We start from the raw sequence: 19,233 nt of genomic DNA on the forward strand, positions 1-19,233 counted from the left end.
GTGGCCGGAAAGGGTTGCTCGTCCGGAGCAGCAAAAAGTCCACGACCCGTCAGATCGTGGACTCGCAATGCCGGGACGTGCGCCCGGACTTAGCGGAGGATTCCGGCACTCATCGGCAAACCGGGCGCCCGGTGCCCGCTACGGCAACCGTGCCGCTACTGCTCCTGCCGGTGGAACAGCTCGTCCAGGGACGCCTCGGCCCGCTCGCCGCCGCGGACCGCCTCCACCACGGCCTGGTGGAAGCTGCGACTGGCCTCTTCGGATTCGCAGGGCACCGGACTGCCGGCCATCGTGTACCAGTCCGAGGACCCGGTGTACTGCACAGCTACGTGCGCCAGATTCTCCGACCAGGTCGTGTGGATGGTCAGATCGCCGTTCATCACGCCGATCTCCTCCGCGCGCACCGTGCCGGGGAGCGCGTGGATCCCGACAGTGGTCCAAGATGCCCAGGTCATAATGTTCCCCTCGGCGGCAAGGGCACCGGCCGGCGGCCGGGCGCGGTGTCTTTCAGTTTCGCACCTGCGGTCCGGCCGCGCACCGCATGCGGGGCCACGGATTCCGCCACCGGCCCGCGCAGGTCGTGACCGCCCGCTCACCCGGCGGCGCCCGGGGCGGCGTGCCTGCCGCCGACGCCTGTGTCGGCGCCGCGGCCGGGGCTCAATCGATGACCGTATGGAAGAACGTGACGCCGGCGCCGAACGCCGCACCGCCGACCAGGGCGGCGGACGCCAGGGTCCCGCCGTTGACACAGGTGAGGACGCCGGCGCCGAGAGCGGTGAGGGCGCCGAGCAGGAAGATGACGGCGGCGCGCTGGCTCAGCAGGGCTGATCTGTTGTCGGACACATCAACTCCGATCTGCGCGGGAGCGGAGGACCGCTCGGGGCGGATGCTGATGCTCTGATCGATCTTCTCATCCCGCACCCCGAATCCCCGGTAGCACACGCTGTCGGTGCAGGTGGGACGCCCGATCGGGGAATCAGTCGGCGGACCCCCGCCGGGTGACCGCGAGCACCGCCATGTCGTCGTCGCGCGGCCCGCCGGTCCACCGTTCGACCTCCCGCACCAGGACGTCGATCAGCTCCTGCGGGTCGCCGAACGGGCCGCGGCCCGCCAGCTGCGCCGCGGGATCGTAGAACCGTCCGCCGCGGTCCCGGGCCTCGGTCACCCCGTCGGTGACCAGCAACACGGTGCTGTCCACCGGGAACGGCACCCCGACCGGTGCCGGCCGGGCCACCCCCAGCCCGCCCATGCCCAGCGGCAGCCCCGGCTCACCGGTCACCACCGCCCGCACCTCACCGTCCCGGCACAGATACGGGGCCGGATGCCCGCAGCTCAGCAACCTCAACTCGGTGCTGGCCAACGGGACTTCGCACAGCAGGGCGGTGATGAAGCCCTCCAGGCGGCTCTCCTCCGTGAGGTGCTCGCCCGCCCGCAGCACCGCCCGCTCCAGCCGCTCGGCCAGCCCGGTCAGCTCCGGCTCCTGCTCCGCCGCCTCCCGGAACGCCCCCAGCAGCACCGACACCGCGCTCACGGCGCCCAGCCCCTTGCCCCGTACGTCGGCGATCAGCAGCCGCACCCCGTACGGGCTCCGCTGCACGGCATAGGCGTCCCCGCCGATCCGCGCCTCGCTCTGGGCGGCCTGGTAACGGGCCGCGACGGCCAGCGGCCCGATCCGCGCCGGCGGGGCCGGCAGCACGGCGAGCTGCGCGGCCTCCGCCACCATCCGGACCACGTCCAGGTGGCGGCCGTGCCGGGCGATCACGCGGTTCACCCCGACGCCCATCAGCGCGGCGAACACGGTGTTGACCAGCTCCAGATACCCCACGACGTCACCGGCGGTGCCGTCCTTCACCGTCAGCGCGAACACCCCGAGCACCAGCGCCAGCCCGACCGCGACGGTGAGCCGCAACGAGAGCAGCGCACCCGCCGTCACACTCGCCGCCGTCAGCATCGGATCGCCCCAGTAGTCCTGCGGCGACAGTGCGTCCCAGAGGAGACCGCCGGCCACCAGGACGGCCGGGGCGAACCGCGCGTAGCCGGGCCAGCGCACGGCCGGCGCCCGGAGGGCCGGCGCGGACGCGTGCGGATCGGCCACCGCCGACCCGGCGCGGGGGCTCAGCGGTGCTCCGGATTGGGCTGGTCGGCGCGGCAGCCGGCGTCCCACTCGGTGCGCTGGTTGCCGTGCGCCGGGATGCCGCCCGCCCGCTTGAGCATCGCCGCGAGGTGCATCAGGTTCCAGCTCATGAAGGTGGTGTTGCGGTTGGTGAAGTCGTTCTCCGGGCCGCCCGACCCCGGGTCGAGGTACGACGGCCCGGGCCCGGCCTCACCGATCCAGCCGGCGTCGGCCTGCGGCGGGACGGTGTAGCCCAGGTGCTGCAGGCTGTAGAGGACGTTCATGGCGCAGTGCTTGACGCCGTCCTCGTTGCCGGTGATCAGACAGCCGCCCACCCGGCCGTAATAGGCGTACTGGCCACGGTCGTTGAGCACGCTGGAACAGGCGTAGAGCCGCTCGATGACCTGCTTCATCACCGAGCTGTTGTCACCGAGCCAGATCGGCCCGCACAGCACCAGGATGTCCGCGGCCAGCACCTTGCGGTACAGCTCCGGCCAGGCGTCGGACGCCCAGCCGTGCTCCGTCATGTCCGGCCACACCCCGGTCGCGATGTCCTCGTCGACGGCCCGGATCACCTCCGTCATGACCCCGTTGCCCGCCATGACGGCCCGGCTCCGCTCGACCAGGCCCTCGGTGTTGCTGATCTCCGGCGAGCGCTTGAGCGTGCAGTTGATGAACAGCGCACTGAGGTCGTCGTAGCGGTACGCGGGGGCCATCGGAACTCCTTGCACGGTCCGGCCGGGTCTCGGGGGTGTCGTCCCGAGCCTTCAGCCGGACCGTGCCCCCGGCCACCCGGACGGCCCGAACGTGTGTCACCCCTTCGCCGCCCGCCGGGCGTAGGCCCGGACATCGGCGTCCGGATCGTCGGCGGCCGTGGCCAGCGCGCTCCGGGCATCCGCCCGCCCCGCGTGGGCGCGCAGTGCCAGCACCGCGGCCCGGCGCACGTCCGCCTCCCGATCGGCCAGCGCGGAGCGCAGCGCGGGCACCGCGACGACGGGCCCGGCGGCGGCCAGCGCCCGGGCGGCACCGGCCCGGACCTGCCACGCCGGGTCCCCGAGCGCGGTGACCGCGGCCGCGTCGTACGGCGCCGGGCAGCCCGTGGTGGCCAGCGCCGCCAGCGCCGCGGCCCGCACCAGCGGATCCGGGTCGGCCAGCAGCACCGCCAGGTCGTCCGGGCCGCCGGCCGTGCCCAGCCCGTGCGCGGCCGCCACCCGTACCTCCCGCGACCCGTCCCCGGCGGCCCGTCGCAGGTCGGCGACGGCGTCCAGGGACACCAGGGCGCGTACGGCCTGGATCCGCACGTCCACGTCGGGATCGTCCAGCGCACCGGCGAACAGCGACCGGTCACCCAGGCGCAGCGCCCGCAGCACCTCCACCGCGGCCGCCCGGACCGCCGCGTCGGCCCCGTCTCGCACCGCGGCGGCCAGCGGCCCGGCCAGCGCCGGCGCCGGCTCCAGCACCTCGACCAGCTCCCGCAGCGAGGCCCCGGCGGCCGCCCGTACGGCCGGATCGGGGTCGGCGAGGGCGGCGGCGAGCGCCGGTCCGGTGCCGGCCGGTACGCCCTCGGTGAGCGTGTCCACCGCCGCCCGGCGGACGGCCGGGTCGGGATCGGCGAGGTAGGGCCCGAGCGCCGCCAGATCCGGCTGCTCCTCGGCGAGCGCGAGCAGCCCGAGCAGCCGCGGCGAGGGGCCGGCCGCGGCCACCGGGTGCGCCCCTCCGCCGCCCGGCGGCCCGTCGCCGGCCGTCCGGGACCCCACCGGCGGGTTGTCCCGCGGGCCCGCGGTGGCGACCTGCTCCGGCTCGACCTCCCCGAGGAACCGGGACGGGCCGCCGGTCGGCGCGTACTCCGGCACCGGGACCAGGTACGGCTCCACCGGCCGGGCGGTGAACTCCATCCGGCCCGTCGCCGACCGGCGCAGATCGAGATGGTGCAGCCAGCGGGCGTCGTCGGTGCGCGGATGGTCGGTGCGCTCGTGGTACAGGCCCCAGCGCGATTCGGTACGGGCCAGCGACGACCGGGCGGCCATCTCGGCGCAGTCGCGGATGAAGTGCACCTCGGCGCAGCGCATCAGCTCGTGCGGCGTACGGGCGCCCATCCGGTCGATCTCGCCGCGCATCCGCTCGAAGTGCTCGACGGCCAGCGACAGCCGGGCACCGCTCTTGGGCGGCGCGACGTAGTCGTTGACGAAACGCCGCAGCTTGTACTCGACCTGCTGTTGCGGCGGGCCGTCGGGGTGGCGCAGCGGACGGTAGATCAACTCGTGGGCGGCGCGCAGCTGATCGCCGGGCAACTCGCCCTTGTACGCACGGTATTGGGCCGCGTCCTCGCCCGCCAGATCGCCGAAGACGAACGCGCCGATCATGTAGTTGTGCGGCACGCAGGCCAGGTCACCGGCCGCGTACAGCCGTGGCACGGTGGTGCGGCCGTGGTCGTCGACCCGCACCCCGGACGCCGAATGGCCGCCGCACAGGCCGATCTCGGAGATGTGCATCTCCACGTCGTGGGTGCGGTAGTCGTGCCCCCGCCCGGCGTGGAAGGTGCCGCGGGTGGGGCGCTCCGTGGTGTGCAGGATCGTCTCCAGGGCGGCGACCGACTCCTCCGGCAGATGGCTGAGCTTCAGGTAGACCGGGCCGCGGTCGGAGGCGACCTCGGCCGCGAACTCGGCCATCATCTGCCCCGACCAGTAGTCGGACGTCACGAACCGCTCGCCGTGCCGGTTGACCTGGTACCCGCCGAAGGGGTTGGCGACGTAGGCACAGGCCGGGCCGTTGTAGTCCTTGATCAGCGGGTTGATCTGGAAGCACTCGATCCCGGTCAGCTCGGCGCCGGCGTGGTACGCCATCGCATGCCCGTCACCGGCGTTGGTGGGGTTCTCGTACGTGCCGTAGAGATAGCCCGAGGCGGGCAGCCCCAGCCGGCCGCAGGCCCCGGTGGCAAGGATCACCGCACCCGCCCGGACCGAGACGAACTGTCCGGTACGGGTGTTGAGGCCGGCGGCCCCGATCGCCCGGCCGTCCTCGCCGGTCAGCACCCGCACCGGCATCACCCGGTTCTCGATCCGGATCTTCTCGCGCATCTCACGCCGCCGCAGCTGCCGGTACAGGACCTTCTTCACGTCCTTGCCCTCGGGCATCGGCAGCACGTACGAGCCGGACCGGTGCACCTGGCGGACCGCGTAGGCGCCGTGCTCGTCCTTCTCGAACTTCACGCCGTACCGCTCCAGCCGCTGCACCATGGCGAAGCCCCGGGTGGCGGTCTGCCGGACGGTGGACTGGTCGACGACGCCGTCGTTGGCCCGGGTGATCTCCGCGACGTAGTCGTCGGGATCGGCACGGCCCGGGACGACCGCGTTGTTGACGCCGTCCATGCCCATGGCCAGCGCCCCGGAGTGGCGGACGTGCGCCTTCTCCAGGAGGAGGACCTGCGCGCCGCGCTCGGCCGCGGTGAGCGCGGCCATCGTGCCGGCGGTGCCGCCGCCGATGACGAGGACGTCACAGGTCAGCTCCTCGGCGTCGGCGAGTGCGGGGATGTCCATGCGGGGGCCTTTCAGTCGCTGAGGGAGGCGAGGGCGGTGCGGCGCAGGCCGGCCGTGGCCGGATCGGTGTGCGCCGCGCGGTCGCGGGGGCGGGGTACCGGGACGACGCGGGGCGCCCGGCCGGTGCCGAGCAGCGCCACCCGGTCGCCGAGGAAGAGCGCCTCGTCGACGTCGTGCGTGACGAAGACGACGGTGGCGCCGGTGCCCCGCAGCACCTCGACGAGGAGTTGCTGCATCCCGGCCCGGGTCCGGGCGTCCAGCGCGCCGAACGGCTCGTCCATCAGGACCGCGCGGGGCCGGCCGGCCAGCGCCCGGGCGAGCTGGGCGCGCTGCCGCTGGCCGCCGGAGACCTGGTGCGGCAGCCGGGCGGCCTGCTCGCCGAGCCCGACCCGGACCAGCCATTCGGCGGCCCGCGCCCGGCGCTCGGCCCGCGCCAACCCCCGTATGTCCAGCGGGAGTTCGACGTTGGCCCGCAGGGTGCGCCAGGGCAGCAGGGCGTCCTCCTGGAAGACCAGGGCGCGGTCCGCGGCGGGCCCGGTGAGCGGCTCGCCGTCCTGGCTCAGCCGGCCGCCCAGCGGGGGCAGCAGACCGGCGAGGGTGCGCAACAGCGTGGACTTGCCGCAGCCGGACGGGCCGACGACGGTGAGGATCTCGCCCGGGGCGATGTCCAGGTCCAGGCCGTGCAGTACGGGCGCGCCGGGCCGGCCCAGCACGGCATCGGCGAGGGTCAGCCGCAGGCCCGGCACGGGCGCCCCGGCGGCCGCCGCGGCGGTGAGTTCGGTGCCGGTCATACCTGCTCCCTGATCCTCGCCGGGCCGGTCTGTGCCGGCACCCGTCCCACCGGAGGGGCCTCGGCCGGTGGCCGGCGCACGGGCGCTTGGCTCCCCTCCGTACGGGGCAGCCAACGGACCAGGCGCCGCCCCGTCAGTTCCACCGCCTTGGCGGTCAGTCGCCCGAGCAGCCCGATGGTGGCCATCCCGACGAAGACGCCGGGGTAGTCGACGATGGTGTAGTCCTGCCAGGTGCGGTAGCCCACGCCGTACTCACCGGAGATCATCTCCGCGGAGATCACACAGATCCACGAGACGCCGATGCCGACCGACAGCCCACCGAGGATCCCCGGCAGCGCGCCCGGCAGCACCACCGACCGCAGCACCCGCCAGCGCCCGCCGCCCATGGTCAGCACCGCCTCCTCCCACACCGGCGTCACCGCCCGCACCGCATGCCGGGTGGAGACCGTGACCGGGAAGAACGCCGCCGCGAAGGTGATGAACACGATGCCCTGCTCATTGCTCGGGAACAGCAGGATCGCCACCGGCACCAGCGCGATCGCCGGTATCGGGCGCAGCACTTCGAGCAGCGGGCCGAGCAGATCGGCGGCGAGCGGCGAGCGGGCGACGGCGGTACCGACGGCCACGCCCAGCACGGCCGCGAGCGCGAAGCCGCTGACGATCCGGGTCAGGCTCTCGGTGACGTCCTGCCAGTACGCCGCGGTGCCGAGCCGGCGGACGAACTCGCCCGCCGTCTCGGTGACCGTCGGGAACTGACCGAACCGCAGCCACAGGTGCACCCGGTACTGGGCGAGCAACTGCCAGCCGGCCAGCGCCGCCAGGACCGCCGCGGCGCGCCGGGCGCGCCGGGTCCACGGGCCGCTCACCGGGCCTGCTTCAGCGCGGTGGAGTAGCCGACGGTGTGGGCACCGGGGTGCTGGTGGGTCCAGTCGTCCGCGGTGGCCCGGGCGAGGAAAGGCAGCAGCCGCCCGCCGTCCCTGACCCAGACGGCCTTGTCGGCGAACCAGCGGCTGCCGGTCGTCGCATCGGCCACGTACGCGGCCCGCACCGAGGCGCGGTGCGCGGCGACGAACCGCAGCAGGGCGGCCGGATCCGCGAAGGAGTGGGTGCGGTCCTCACCGCGCAGCCACACCTCGTCGGCGGACGGATGCGCGGTGGAGCGCACGGCCGTGGCGTATCCACTGCCGTAACTCTCCTTGAGGTAACGGTCGTTGACGAAGGAGTCCACATCGACCGGTCCGGTCAGCCTGGCCGCCCGCAGCACCGGGACGTCCTTCTTCAGTGCGGCGATCAGTCGCGGCTTCAGGGTGGGGTCGAAGGTCGCGACGCCTCCGGCGCCGTTGTAGAGGTAGACCACCTCGGCCGGCAGCCCGGTGGCCTTGGCGACCCGCTCGGCGGCGTCGACCGGGTGGCGCTGTACGTACCGGGTCGCGTCCCGTTGCGCGGCGAGGAACGCCTTGACGACGCCCGGGCGTTGATCGGCGAAGGCGTCCCGCACGGTCACGCCGTGGAAGGTGGGCAGGTCGAGCGCGCCGCCGTCGTAGAACGCCTGCGCCTTGCCCTGGAGGGTGAGCAGTCCCGGCCAGGCGACGAACTGCGAGAGCGCGTCCGCGCTGCCCGACGCGAGTGCCGAGGCGCCCACCGCGGGCTGCTGGTTGAGCTTGTGGACGCCCTGCTCCGGGTCGATGCCGGCCCGCTGTAGGGCCCGTACCAGGGTCCCGTCGGAGGCCGAGCCGACGCTGCTGGAGACGTGCTTGCCGCGCAGGTCCGACAGCGAGCGCAGCGCCGAACCGGGCTTGGTGACAATGGTGTTGAGCGCCCCGCGCAGGTTGTAGCCGGTGACCGACACCAGCCGGGTCGGGGCGTGCAGCTGCCTGCCGCGGGCGGCGTTGATGAGCAGCGGGAAGTCGCCCATCGAGCCGATGTCGACCTTCCCGGCGACCATCTGCGCGGTGATCGGCGCGCCGGTCGCGTAGTCCTGCCAGTCGACCTTGTACGCCTTGCCGTCGCGCCTGCCCTGCGCCCGCAGCTCCCGCTCGAAGTAGCCGAGCGAGCGCAACAGGGTGCCGGCGGTGACGGTGTTGATGGTCTTGGACTGGTAGCCGACGGTGACGGTGACGTGCTTGCCGTCGCCCGCCTCCGCGGCACCGCCGCAGCCGGTCAGGGCGAGGGGGAGGAGCAGGGCAGCGGCCGCGAGGGGGATCGCGCGCTTCGTGTGCTTCAGGGGGGTGTGCCGCATGGGGACGTGCCTCTCATCGCAACAAATAGGGCATGTTGACCGTGACCGCGCCGGTGGGACAGCGGGCGGCGCACGGGCCGCAGTACCAGCACTCGTCGACGTGCATGTACGCCTTGTTGCTGGCCGGATCGATGGCCAGGGAGTCCAGCGGGCACATGTCGACGCAGAGGGTGCAGCCGTCGATGCACTTGGACTCGTCGATGGTCACGGGCACATCGGCCCGCTGGGACGTGAGCGGCATGGCGATCTCCAGGAAGCAGGAAGCAGGAAGCAGGAAGCAGGAAGCAGGAAGCGGGAGGCGAACGGGCGGGGGAGCGGGGAGCGGGGCGCGGACCGTGGGGCCGCGCGGTGGGCTGCCGGGCGTTCCGGCCGGTATGCCGGGACCATAGCGATGCCTTCCGGCCAGTGGTGTTGCCGCAGTATTGCGCCACCCACGAATCGGCTGGTACCTACTCTGACCTGCGCTTTCGTGCGGCCCGGCGGAAGATCTGCCACCGAACGGCTGTGCCCGTTGCGGTGCCGCCGACCGGGCCACCGGCCTCCGTGTCGGCAGGCCGACCGCACCGCCTGCGGTTAGCGTCGGAGCCCTGAGGCTCAGCCGCCGTGCCCGGGAGGTTGCCGCATGGCCACATGGCCGGCCGTGCTCTTCGCCCTGCTCGCCGCGGCCAGCAACGCGCTGGCCACGGTGCTGCAGCGGCGTGCGGCCCGCACCGTCCCGCTCGCGCCCGGCCTGCGCCTGGGCCTGCTCGTCGACCTGCTGCACCGGGCCGCCTGGATCGGCGGCATGCTCGCCGTCATCGCCGCGGCCTGCTTCCAGGCGCTGGCGCTCTCCCAGGGCGCGCTGTCCGTGGTCCAGCCGATCTTCGTCCTCGAACTCCCGCTGGCCCTGCTCATCGGCCGGCTGCTGCTCGGCGGGCGGATCTCCCGGGGCGGCTGGACCGGCGTGGCGCTGATCGTCGTCGGCCTCGGCACCGCGCTGGCCGCCGCCGCCCCCACCCTCGGCACCGACCACGCCCCGCTCGACCGCTGGGTGCTCGCCCTGGCGGTCTGCGCCGCGGTGGTCGGGACGGCGGTCGGCGCCGCGCTGCGCCGCGGGTCCGGCGGTGTACGGGCGGCCTGCTTCGCCGCCGCCGCGGCCGTCTCCTACGCCCTGACCGCGGCCCTGATGAAGGACGCCACGCACGCCTGGCAGACCGGCGGCCCGGCCACGTTCTTCGCCTCCTGGCAGACCTACGGCTTCGCGCTCGTCGGGGTGGGGGCCCTCTTCCTCTTCGAGAACGCCATGCAGTCCGGACCGCTGACCGCCTCCCAGCCGGTTCTCACCCTGGGCGACGCGCTGGTGAGCCTGTCGCTGGGCGTCACCCTCTTCGACGAACGGGTCCGCACCGGCTGGTGGCTGATCCCCGAATGCGCCGGCATCGCCCTGGTCCTGTGGGGCGCCCTGTACCTCTCCCGCGTCGCACTGACCAGGGACGTGGTCACCGGCCAGGACACCCCTTCGGCGGTAGGTGACCGGCCCGCGCGCTGATTCGTTCACCGGAGGTGAACCACACCAGCACCGTCAGAACCGTCCTCGCCGCGGCCACCGCCGTCGCGGCCCTCGCCGTCTCCCTGCTCGGCCCGGCCGCCCCGGCTCGCGCCGACGGCCGGCCGATGCCCGATGTGAGGGGCAAGAACCTGGTCGCCGCCTACGGGGACCTCAACTACAACACCACCATCCAGTTCCGGGACGGCCGCGGAGCCGGCCGCCTCGTGCTCTGGCCGGCCTCGTGGAAGGTCTGCGGCCAGGACCCGGCCCCGGGCACCCCGATGGACGACCGCAGGATCACGCTCACCGTGGTCAAGTCCACGGAGGAGTGCGCGGCCCCGGCCCCGTGAGACGCGCCGCGGGCCGCCGGCCGGGCGCCCCTGAACGCCTCCACCCCGGCGCACTGCATCCGACCCCGGGAGGCTAAGCTTGCTAGGTACAAGCAATCTGTTCGGCCGGATCGAGCCGGATCGATGCCTCACCGCTAAGGATCAACACGATGAGTAAGGGTCTTGTTCCGGGATGTGACCGGGCGGCCCCGCCGATCACCGTCGAATCGGCGCTGGAAGAGGCGGCGGCCGGGCTGGGAACGGAGATCGTCCGTTTCTCCCGGCTGCTCGCGGCCTGGAAGCAGCGGGCCAAGACCGACGGCGGCGCAGCGGACCGGGTGCTGCTGGCCCGGCTGGTGGTCGGCGGCGACCGGCGGGCGACCGACCTGGCCGCCGACGCGTTCCTGGACCTGTCCACGGTCAGCCGCCAGGTGCGCTCGCTGGTCGAGCGCGGCCTGGTGGCCCGCCGTCCCGACCCGGAGGACCGCCGCGGGTCACTGCTGACCGCGACCGACGCCGGACGGGCCGCGTTCGAGAACTACCGGCGCCAGCGCGACGCCGAACTGGCCGAGCTCCTCGCGCCGTGGTCGCCCCAGGACCGGGCCGACCTGATCCGGCTGCTGGGCCGGCTCAACGAGGACATGGCGACACGACAACACACACGGCTGGGTCCCGGGGGAGACCAGGGTGCCGCCGTGGAGCAGGGAGAGATACGTACATGAGCACCACCTCCCCGCCCGAGGCGGGAGCCAAGGCGATACCCGGGTCCGGAGTACTGACCCACCGTCAGATACTCACCATCCTCAGCGGCTTGATGCTCGGCATGTTCCTCGCCGCGCTCGACCAGACCATCGTCAGCACCTCCATCCGGACCATCGCCGACGATCTGCACGGCCTCAGCCAGCAGGCCTGGGCGACCACCGCCTACCTGATCACCTCGACGATCGCCACCCCGCTGTACGGCAAGCTGTCCGACCTGCACGGCCGCAAGCCCTACTACCTCGCCGCGATCAGCATCTTCGTCGTCGGCTCGGTGCTGTGCACCTTCTCCACCTCGATGACCGAACTCGCCGCGTTCCGCGCGGTGCAGGGGCTGGGCGCCGGCGGTCTGATGTCGCTGGCGCTGGCGATCATCGGCGACATCGTCCCGCCCCGCGAACGCGCCCGCTATCAGGGCTACATGCTCGGCACCTTCGCCACCTCCAGCGTCGCCGGACCGCTGATCGGTGGCGCGCTGGCCGGCCAGGACCAGCTGCTCGGCATCACCGGCTGGCGCTGGGTCTTCCTGGTCAACGTGCCGGTCGGCGTCATCGCGCTGTTCGTCGTCGCCAAGGTCCTCAACATCCCGCACACCCGGCGCGACCACCGCATCGACTGGTGGGGCGCGTTCACCATCTCCGTCGGCGTCGTCCCGCTGCTGCTCGTCGCCGAACAGGGCCGGGAGTGGGGCTGGGACTCGTCCCGGTCGATCGCCTGTTACGTCATCGGCGTGGTCGGCATCATCGCCTGGATCTTCGTGGAGCGGTGGATCGGCGAGGACGCGCTGATCCCGATGCGGCTGTTCCGCAACGGCACCTTCAGCAAGACCAGCCTGCTGTCCGTGCTGATCGGCATGGGGATGTTCGGCGGGATGCTGATGATCCCGCAGTACCTCCAGATCGTGAAGGGCGCCAGCCCCACCCGGTCGGGGCTGGAGATGCTGCCGCTGATGGCGGGCATGTTCATCGCCTCCATCGCGTCCGGCCAGATCACCGCCAAGACCGGCCGCTACAAGGTCTTCCCGATCGTCGGCACCGCGCTGATGATCGCGGCGATGCTGCTCTTCCACTTCCGCGTCCAGTGGGACACCCCGCTGTGGGAGACCATGGTCTACATGCTCGTCTTCGGCCTCGGCCTGGGCGGCTGTATGCAGACCCTGGTGCTGGCGGTGCAGAACGCGGTGCCGCCGCGGGACATGGGAGTGGCCACCGCCTCGTCCACGTTCTTCCGGCAGATGGGTGCCACGGCCGGTACCGCGATCTTCCTGTCGGTGCTGTTCAGCACCGTCGGCGACAAGATCGCCTCGGCGTTCCGGCAGGCGGCGGGCACGCACCGCTTCCAGGCCGCGCTGCACGACCCCGCCGTCCTGCGCGACCCGGCCAACAAGCCGGTGCTGGACATGCTCAAGCACCCCGGCAACGGCAACTCCTCCGGCGTGCTCAGCGATTCGTCGTTCATCCAGCAGCTCGACCCGCGCCTCGCCGAGCCGTTCAAGCGCGGCTTCGCGGACTCGATGCACACCGTGTTCCTCATGGGCGCGGTCGTCGTGGCGCTGGCCTTCGTACTGATGTGGTTCATCAAGGAGGTGCCGCTGCGGCAGATCTCCGGACTGCAGGCGCGGGCCCAGGCGGAGGCCGAGGCCAACGGCGAGGCCCCGCCCGCCGCGGAAACCGCCGAGGCACCGGCCGAGCCGGCCGAAGCGGCCGCACCCGAGAAGACCCCGGCCGACGACGCCGTACCGGTGCCGGCGCACACCCCGGCGACCGCCGCGGCCGACGCCACCGGCCCGGCCGTCCGCGGTGCGGTCCGCGACGGCACCGGGCAGCCGGTGGCGGGCGCCGCGGTCACCCTGATCAGCGTCGGCGGCCGGCAGCTCGGCCGTACGCAGACCACCGACGACGGCGGCTACGCGCTGCCCACCACGGGCCCCGGCACCTATGTGCTGATCGCCTCCGCCGGTGCCCGGCAGCCGCAGGCCGTGACCGTCGTGGTCGGCGACGCACCGCTCGCCTACGACCTGGTCCTCGGCGGCGTCGCCGGGCTCGCCGGCGAGGTCCGCGAGGAGAAGGGCGACGAGCCGGTGGCCGGTGCGCTGGTCGTGGCGACCGATGTGCGCGGCGAGGTCGTGGCCTCCGGCGTGGCCGGCCAGGACGGCGGCTTCGCCTTCGGGGAACTGACCCCGGGCAGCTACACCCTGGCCGTCAGCGCCGAGCAGCACCGCCCGTCCGCCCTCCAGGTGGAGGTCACCGCCGGCACCCGCAACTGGTACGAGATCCGGCTGGCCCTCGGCGCCCAGGTCCGCGGCACCGTCCGCACCGCCCAGGGCGCCCCGGTGGACGACGCCCGGGTGACCCTGCTCGACCCGGCGGGCAACGTGATCGGCACCGCCACCAGCGGCCAGGACGGCGAGTACGTCTTCACCGACCTCGACGGCGGCGACTACACGGTGATCGCCAGCGGGTACCCGCCGGTCGCCACCCCGCTGCGGCTGGGCGCGGCCGGGCAGACCGACTGCGACATCGAACTGAGCCATGAGGCGGTGAACTGACCGGTCCGTCGGCGGTGTGCGGGGCCCGGTGCGCGAGCGTGCCGGGCCCCGCACCGGTTTGGCGGACCGGGCCCCGGCTACGTACAGTTCCGCCGGTACAGCAACCGAACACACGATCCAGGAAGCGGCAGCGGCGATGACGGTGACCGAAACAGGCCGGGCCGAAGGCACAGGCATCGACGCGGAGCGCATGGCCATCTGCCTGAGCGTGCTCGAAGAGCTGGACGCGCTGCCGCTCGACCACCCCGACGCGATCACCATACGCCGCGCCACCTCCGGCATTTACCGCAAGGTCAAACAGCGCCGGCGGCAGGAGTCCCGGGCGGCGAAGACGGCCAACGACCGGGCGGTCACCGCGGCCACCGCCACCGGCGCACCCGACCGGATCGACGACGAGACCCAGGGCCTGGCCCTCACCAGCTCCGTCAGCACGGAGATCGCCGGCATCCTCCAGCGCCCGCGCTCCTGCTACGTCTGCAAGGCCCGCTACACCGAGGTCGACGCCTTCTACCACCAGCTGTGCCGCGACTGCGCCAAGGAGAACCGCGCCCGCCGCGACGCCCGCACCGACCTCACCGGCCGGCGCGCCCTGCTCACCGGCGGCCGCGCCAAGATCGGCATGTACATCGCGCTGCGGCTGCTGCGCGACGGCGCGCACACCACGATCACCACCCGCTTCCCCAACGACGCGATCCGCCGCTTCACGGCCATGCCCGACAGCGGCGACTGGCTGCACCGGCTGAAGATCGTCGGCATCGACCTGCGCGACCCGGCGCAGGTCCTCGCGCTCGCCGACGCGGTCGCCGCCGAAGGCCCGCTCGACATCCTCATCAACAACGCCGCACAGACCGTGCGCCGCTCACCCGAGGCGTACGGGCAGCTCCTCGCCGCCGAGTCCGCGCCGCTGCCGGCCGGCGAACTGCCCGCCTCCCTGGTCCTCGGCCACTTCGGCAGCGGCACCCCCACGGCGCTGACCGCCGGCCCGGGCGCCCCCGGCGCACTGACCGCCGACGACGTCACCGCGCTCGCCCTGACCACCGGCTCCGCCACCCCCGCCCGGATCGCCGCGGGCACCGCGATCGACGCCGGTGGCCTCGTACCGGACCTGCACGCCACCAACAGCTGGATCCAGAGGGTCGACGAGGTCGACCCGGTCGAGCTGCTGGAGGTCCAGCTGTGCAACATGACCGCACCGTTCCTGCTGGTGAGCCGGCTGCGCCCGGCGCTCGCCGGATCCCCCGCGCGCCGTAAGTACGTGGTCAACGTGTCCGCCATGGAAGGGCAGTTCAGCCGCGCCTACAAGGGCCCCGGCCACCCGCACACCAACATGGCCAAGGCCGCGCTGAACATGCTCACCCGCACCAGCGCCCGGGAGATGCTGGAGACCGACGGCATCCTCATGACCGCCGTCGACACCGGCTGGATCACCGACGAACGCCCGCACCCCGAGAAGATGCGGCTGGCCGAGGAGGGCTTCCACGCCCCGCTCGACCTGGTCGACGGCGCGGCCCGGGTCTACGACCCGATCGTCCGCGGCGAACAGGGCGAGGACCTGCACGGCTGCTTCCTCAAGGACTACGCGCCCAGCCCCTGGTGATCCCGGGACGGCCCGCCGTCCGCCGCGGCCGGCGGCACCGGCAGGGCCGTGCGCAGCCGGTCGAGCAGCGCCCGGGCCGCGGGCGTGGCCGGGCCCGCCGTCCGCCAGGCCAGCGCGACCCGGCCGCGGGGCCGCGGATCGGTGAGGGGGAGCGTACGCAGCCCGTACTCGGCCGCGGCGGCCGGCGGCAGCGCCGGGATCACCGCGACCCCGAGCCCGCGCGCGGCGAGCTGTGCCAGTACCGCCGGGGCCGCCGCCTCGAACGCGATCCGCGGCCGGATGCCGGCCTGCGCGCAGGCCCGCTCCAGCACCCCGCGCAGACCGGTCCCGCGCGGCAGGCTGATCAGTGGACGGCCCCGGAGCTCGGCCAGCGGTACGCCGGTCCGGTCCGGCGGGGTGAGCAGCGGATCGCCCGGGGCCACCGCGGCGACCAGCGGCTGGTCGACCACCAGCCGCAGCGAGATGCCCGGCGGCGGCTCCTCCTGGGCCAGGCCGATGACCGCGAGGTCGAGCTCCCCGCCGTGCAGCGCGGCCAGCATCCGCTCCGAGGAGTCCTCGGTGAGGGAGATCTCCACCTGAGGGTGGGCGTCGTGGAAGTCGGCCAGCAGGGCCGGCACCTCGAAGGCGTCGAGAGCGGCGCCCGAGACCAGGCCGAGCGCGACCCGGCCGCGCAGCAGCCCGGTGAACTCGTCGACGGTGTGCCGGATCCCGTCGACGGCGGCGAGCGCGGTCCGGGCGTACCCGAGGACCGCCTCGCCGACCTCCGTCACCGTCACCCGGCGGCCCGAACGGTCCAACAGCGGCTGCCCCAGCTCCCGTTCGAGCTGCCGGATCTGCGCGCTCACCCCCGGCTGGGCCAGATGCAGCCGGGCGGCGGCCCGGGTGAAACCGCCCTCCTCCACGACCGCGACGAAGTACCGGAGCTGATGGAGTTCCATGCCGGCGATCCTAGCCACCCCCATAACCACCGCTTCTGGGAGGCAGAACCAACCGCTCTTGGACTTATGGCCGACGGAACAAGATCCTTGACGGTATGGACATCAAAGCGGCGATAGCGGCCGAACGCCGGGAGCTGGCCGACCTGTTGGACGGCCTGCCGGACGCGCGGTGGGACGCGCCGACGCTGTGCGCGGGCTGGCGGGTGCGCGAGGTCGCGGCCCATATGTCGATGGGCTTCCGTTACCCGCTGCCCAAGGTGGCGGCCGAACTCCTCAGGTCCGGCGGGAACATCAACAAGATGGCCGACCGGCTCGCCCGCAAGGACGCGGCGGCCGCCACCCCGCGGCAGCTCGCCGGCTTCCTGCGGGAGCACGCGCACCACCCCTGGAAGCCGCCGGTCGGCGGGATCGCCGCCGCGCTGGGCCACGACGTCGTGCACGGCCTCGACATCACCGTCGCCCTCGGGATCGACCGCCGCGTCCCCGAGGACCGGCTGCGCGTGCTGCTGGACCACGTCACCCTGCGGTCCGCCAAGTTCTTCGGCGCCGACCTCCGCGGCCTCGCCCTGCACGCCGACGACCTCGACTGGTCCTTCGGCACCGGCACCCCGCTCACCGGCAGTGCCCAGGACCTGCTGCTGGTCGCCTTCGGCCGCAAGCTCCCGGCGGGCCGTCTGCGCGGTGAGCGGCAGGACCGGTTCCTGGCCGCCTGAGCAGCCCGGACCTGCCCGCGGCCGCCGGATCAGCCGTCCAGCCCGGGACCGTCCGTGCCGGGACCGTCCGTGCCGGGACCGTCCGTCCCGGGACCGTCCGTTCCTGGACCGTCGAGACCGTGCCGGGCCAGCAGCGGCGCGATGTCCGCATCGCGGCCGACCACCGCACGGAACGCCGCCATGGCGTCGACGCTGTCGCCCCGGGCGAGGAGTTCCCGGCGGAAGATCTCCCCGCTCTCGCGGACCGGCCGCCCGTTCTCCCGGAACCACCGCACGGTGTCCGCGTCCAGCACCTCGGCCCAGCGGTAGCCGTAGTAGCCGGCCGCGTAGCCGTGGGCGAAGATGTGGTTGAAGTAGCCGGTGCGGTACCGCGGCGGGATCGCCGCCGACGCCAGGCCCGCGCGCTCCAGGGCGGCCGCCTCGAACGCCCCGGCCTCGTCCGCGCCCGGCAGGCCGTCGCCGGCGGACAGTGAGTGCCAGGCCCAGTCCAGCACCGCGGCGGCCTGGTGCTCCACCATCCGGAAGCCCGCGCCGAAGGTCTCCGCCGCGCGCAGCCGGGCCGGCAGCTCGGCCGGCATCGGCTCGCCGGTGCGGTGGTGCCGGGCGTAGTGCGCCAGCACCTCGGGCCACTCCGCCCACATCTCGTTGACCTGGGAGGGGAACTCCACGAAATCCCGCGGCACTTGGGTTCCGGACAGCAACGGATAGCGGACGTCCGAGAACAGCGCGTGCAGCGCATGCCCGAACTCGTGGAACAGCGTGATGACTTCGCGCCAGGTCAGGAGCACCGGTTCGCCGGCCGGCGGCTTGGCGACGTTCAGGTTGTTCACGACCACCGGCCGCTGCCCCAGCAGACGGGACTGCAGGACCAGCGAGTTCATCCAGGCCCCGCCCCGCTTGGACGGGCGGGAGTGGAAGTCGCCGAGGTAGAGCCCGAGCGGGCCGCCGTCCGCGTCGTGCACCTCGAAGACCCGGGCGTCCGGGTGGTACGCCACCAGGTCCGGCCGCTCGGTGAAGGTGATCCCGTAGACCAGCCCGGCGGCGTGGAACACCCCGTCGCGCAGCACGGTCTCCAGCTCCAGGTACGGCCGCAGGTCGGCCGCGTCGAGGTCGAACCGCTCCTTGCGGACCCGTTCCGCGTAGTACTGCCAGTCGGCCGCGCGGATCTGCGGCACCCCGGCCGCCTCGGCCAGTGCCGCGGCCTCCCGTTCGGCGTTGGCCATCGCGGGCCCGGTCAGCCGGGCGAACATCTCCTCCACCGCGTCCGTGGTGCCGGCCGTCCGGTCGGCGACCTCCCAGGCGGCATGGCTGGCATGGCCGAGCAGCGCGGCACGTTCGGCGCGCAGCCGGGCCAGTGCGACGGCGACCGGACCGTTGCTGTCCGTGCCGCGCCCCAGGGAGGCGGCGAGCAGCCGTTCCCGCAGCGCGGGGTCGTCCAGCGCGGCCAGCTCGGTCTGCTGGGTGAAGTTCTTCAGGACCAGCGCGAACCGGCCCTGGTGGCCCAGCTCCCGGGCGTGCTCCGCCGCGGCGGCGATCTGGTCCTCGGGGAGTCCGGACAGTTCCGCGGCGCTGTCCACGATCAGCGCCGCGTCGGCGGTGGCCGCCCGTACGTTCTGCTCGAACCGCGTGGACAGGGTCGCGAGCTCGGCGTTGATCGCCCGCAACCGCCGCTGCTGTACGGGCGTGAGCCGCGCGCCGGCCCGGACCCGGAGCGTGTGGTGGCGCTCCAGCAACCGCAGTTGCTCCGGGTCGAGGCCGAGCTGCTCGCGCCGGGCGTGCAGTGCGTCGAGACGTGCGAACAGAGCGGGGTCGAGCAGCAGCGCATCGTCATGGGCGGCCAGCCGGGGCGCGATCTCCGCCTCCAGCGCCTGGATCGCGTCGTCGGTGTCCGCCCCGGCCTTGTTGAAGAACACCCGGCGCACCCGGTCCAGCAGCGCGCCGCTGCGTTCCAGTGCCTCCACGGTGTTCTCGAAGGTCGGTGGCGCGGCCCGGCCGGTGATCGCGGCGACCTCGTCCAGCTGCTCGGCCATGCCGCGTGCGAAGGCGGGCGGATAGTGATCGGTGTGGATCCGCGCGAAGGGCGGCAGCTCGTAGGGAAGATCACTCGGCTCGAAGAAGGGATTCGACGTCACGGGCTCCGAC

Annotated in this window: 17 protein-coding genes; 6 read left to right on the forward strand and 11 right to left on the reverse strand. The window is 73.5% G+C overall.

The window, feature by feature from the left end:
- Positions 1-155: 155 nt before the first annotated feature.
- The 9 genes from ACFV1J_RS03215 to ACFV1J_RS03255 all read right to left on the reverse strand — a co-directional run bounded on the left by ACFV1J_RS03215 (position 156) and on the right by ACFV1J_RS03255 (position 8,920).
- On the reverse strand, positions 156-455 hold the full coding sequence (locus ACFV1J_RS03215) for a hypothetical protein (RefSeq protein ID WP_385855483.1): 300 nt from the start codon (positions 453-455) through the stop codon (positions 156-158).
- Between the two features lie 202 nt (positions 456-657).
- Positions 658-921, reverse strand: coding sequence for a hypothetical protein (locus tag ACFV1J_RS03220; RefSeq protein ID WP_385855484.1), 264 nt, complete (start codon positions 919-921; stop codon positions 658-660).
- A 55-nt stretch (positions 922-976) separates the two neighbouring features.
- The gene (locus ACFV1J_RS03225; protein WP_385855485.1) at positions 977-2,095 is read right to left on the reverse strand and encodes a PP2C family protein-serine/threonine phosphatase; all 1,119 of its coding nucleotides are present in this window, start codon (positions 2,093-2,095) and stop codon (positions 977-979) included.
- 20 nt (positions 2,096-2,115) lie between these two features.
- The gene (locus ACFV1J_RS03230; protein WP_385855486.1) at positions 2,116-2,829 is read right to left on the reverse strand and encodes a flavodoxin family protein; all 714 of its coding nucleotides are present in this window, start codon (positions 2,827-2,829) and stop codon (positions 2,116-2,118) included.
- A 96-nt stretch (positions 2,830-2,925) separates the two neighbouring features.
- Positions 2,926-5,649, reverse strand: a complete 2,724-nt coding sequence (locus ACFV1J_RS03235; RefSeq protein WP_385855487.1) for a fumarate reductase/succinate dehydrogenase flavoprotein subunit — start codon at positions 5,647-5,649, stop codon at positions 2,926-2,928.
- 11 nt (positions 5,650-5,660) lie between these two features.
- The gene (locus ACFV1J_RS03240) at positions 5,661-6,440 is read right to left on the reverse strand and encodes an ABC transporter ATP-binding protein (protein ID WP_385855488.1); all 780 of its coding nucleotides are present in this window, start codon (positions 6,438-6,440) and stop codon (positions 5,661-5,663) included.
- A complete protein-coding gene (locus ACFV1J_RS03245) occupies positions 6,437-7,306 on the reverse strand; it encodes an ABC transporter permease (RefSeq protein WP_385855489.1) in 870 nt (289 codons plus the stop codon). Before ACFV1J_RS03245 ends, ACFV1J_RS03240 begins: the two co-directional genes overlap by 4 nt.
- Positions 7,303-8,679, reverse strand: a complete 1,377-nt coding sequence (locus tag ACFV1J_RS03250; protein ID WP_385855490.1) for an ABC transporter substrate-binding protein — start codon at positions 8,677-8,679, stop codon at positions 7,303-7,305. The genes ACFV1J_RS03245 and ACFV1J_RS03250 overlap by 4 nt, the downstream gene beginning before the upstream one ends.
- Before the next feature lie 13 nt (positions 8,680-8,692).
- Entirely contained in the window at positions 8,693-8,920 is a 228-nt protein-coding gene (locus ACFV1J_RS03255; RefSeq protein WP_030411784.1) for a ferredoxin family protein, read from the reverse strand.
- Positions 8,921-9,301: 381 nt separating this feature from the next.
- On the opposite strand from ACFV1J_RS03255, the gene ACFV1J_RS03260 reads away from it, so the two are divergent.
- The 5 genes from ACFV1J_RS03260 (at position 9,302) to ACFV1J_RS03280 (ending at position 15,440) form a co-directional block, all read left to right on the forward strand.
- On the forward strand, positions 9,302-10,207 hold the full coding sequence (locus ACFV1J_RS03260) for a DMT family transporter (RefSeq protein WP_385855491.1): 906 nt from the start codon (positions 9,302-9,304) through the stop codon (positions 10,205-10,207).
- A 14-nt stretch (positions 10,208-10,221) separates the two neighbouring features.
- Positions 10,222-10,557 (forward strand): PASTA domain-containing protein, encoded by a 336-nt coding sequence (locus tag ACFV1J_RS03265; RefSeq protein WP_385855492.1) that lies wholly within the window; start codon positions 10,222-10,224, stop codon positions 10,555-10,557.
- A 149-nt stretch (positions 10,558-10,706) separates the two neighbouring features.
- A complete protein-coding gene (locus ACFV1J_RS03270) occupies positions 10,707-11,258 on the forward strand; it encodes a MarR family winged helix-turn-helix transcriptional regulator (protein WP_385855493.1) in 552 nt (183 codons plus the stop codon).
- Complete coding sequence (locus tag ACFV1J_RS03275; protein WP_385855494.1) at positions 11,255-13,843, forward strand: MFS transporter; 2,589 nt, start codon at positions 11,255-11,257, stop codon at positions 13,841-13,843. Before ACFV1J_RS03270 ends, ACFV1J_RS03275 begins: the two co-directional genes overlap by 4 nt.
- A 136-nt stretch (positions 13,844-13,979) precedes the next feature.
- Entirely contained in the window at positions 13,980-15,440 is a 1,461-nt protein-coding gene (locus ACFV1J_RS03280) for an SDR family NAD(P)-dependent oxidoreductase (protein WP_385855495.1), read from the forward strand.
- On the opposite strand, the gene ACFV1J_RS03285 is transcribed toward ACFV1J_RS03280, so the two are convergent.
- Positions 15,419-16,378 (reverse strand): LysR family transcriptional regulator, encoded by a 960-nt coding sequence (locus ACFV1J_RS03285; RefSeq protein ID WP_385855496.1) that lies wholly within the window; start codon positions 16,376-16,378, stop codon positions 15,419-15,421. The genes ACFV1J_RS03280 and ACFV1J_RS03285 overlap by 22 nt on opposite strands.
- A 95-nt stretch (positions 16,379-16,473) precedes the next feature.
- Here ACFV1J_RS03285 and ACFV1J_RS03290 point away from each other — a divergent pair, with 95 nt between their 5' ends.
- Positions 16,474-17,091, forward strand: coding sequence for a maleylpyruvate isomerase family mycothiol-dependent enzyme (locus ACFV1J_RS03290; protein WP_385855497.1), 618 nt, complete (start codon positions 16,474-16,476; stop codon positions 17,089-17,091).
- Positions 17,092-17,120: 29 nt separating this feature from the next.
- Here the strand turns inward: ACFV1J_RS03290 and ACFV1J_RS03295 are convergent, their stop codons facing one another.
- Positions 17,121-19,223: a M3 family metallopeptidase gene (locus ACFV1J_RS03295; protein ID WP_385855498.1), complete on the reverse strand. Its 2,103-nt coding sequence runs from the start codon at positions 19,221-19,223 to the stop codon at positions 17,121-17,123.
- Positions 19,224-19,233 lie beyond the last annotated feature (10 nt).

Origin of the sequence: Streptomyces sp. NPDC059649, assembly GCF_042734445.1 — a bacterium.
Lineage (GTDB): Bacteria > Actinomycetota > Actinomycetes > Streptomycetales > Streptomycetaceae > Streptomyces.

Excerpts from the sequence above, each read along its gene's own strand:
- ACFV1J_RS03215 (WP_385855483.1), bottom strand. The coding sequence starts at position 455 with ATGACCTGGGCATCTTGGACCACTGTCGGGATCCACGCGCTCCCCGGC.
- ACFV1J_RS03230 (WP_385855486.1), bottom strand. The coding sequence starts at position 2,829 with ATGGCCCCCGCGTACCGCTACGACGACCTCAGTGCGCTGTTCATCAAC.
- ACFV1J_RS03235 (WP_385855487.1), bottom strand. The coding sequence starts at position 5,649 with ATGGACATCCCCGCACTCGCCGACGCCGAGGAGCTGACCTGTGACGTC.
- ACFV1J_RS03240 (WP_385855488.1), bottom strand. The coding sequence starts at position 6,440 with ATGACCGGCACCGAACTCACCGCCGCGGCGGCCGCCGGGGCGCCCGTG.
- ACFV1J_RS03250 (WP_385855490.1), bottom strand. The coding sequence starts at position 8,679 with ATGCGGCACACCCCCCTGAAGCACACGAAGCGCGCGATCCCCCTCGCG.
- ACFV1J_RS03255 (WP_030411784.1), bottom strand. The coding sequence starts at position 8,920 with ATGCCGCTCACGTCCCAGCGGGCCGATGTGCCCGTGACCATCGACGAG.
- ACFV1J_RS03260 (WP_385855491.1), top strand. The coding sequence starts at position 9,302 with ATGGCCACATGGCCGGCCGTGCTCTTCGCCCTGCTCGCCGCGGCCAGC.
- ACFV1J_RS03270 (WP_385855493.1), top strand. The coding sequence starts at position 10,707 with ATGAGTAAGGGTCTTGTTCCGGGATGTGACCGGGCGGCCCCGCCGATC.
- ACFV1J_RS03275 (WP_385855494.1), top strand. The coding sequence starts at position 11,255 with ATGAGCACCACCTCCCCGCCCGAGGCGGGAGCCAAGGCGATACCCGGG.
- ACFV1J_RS03280 (WP_385855495.1), top strand. The coding sequence starts at position 13,980 with ATGACGGTGACCGAAACAGGCCGGGCCGAAGGCACAGGCATCGACGCG.
- ACFV1J_RS03285 (WP_385855496.1), bottom strand. The coding sequence starts at position 16,378 with ATGGAACTCCATCAGCTCCGGTACTTCGTCGCGGTCGTGGAGGAGGGC.
- ACFV1J_RS03290 (WP_385855497.1), top strand. The coding sequence starts at position 16,474 with ATGGACATCAAAGCGGCGATAGCGGCCGAACGCCGGGAGCTGGCCGAC.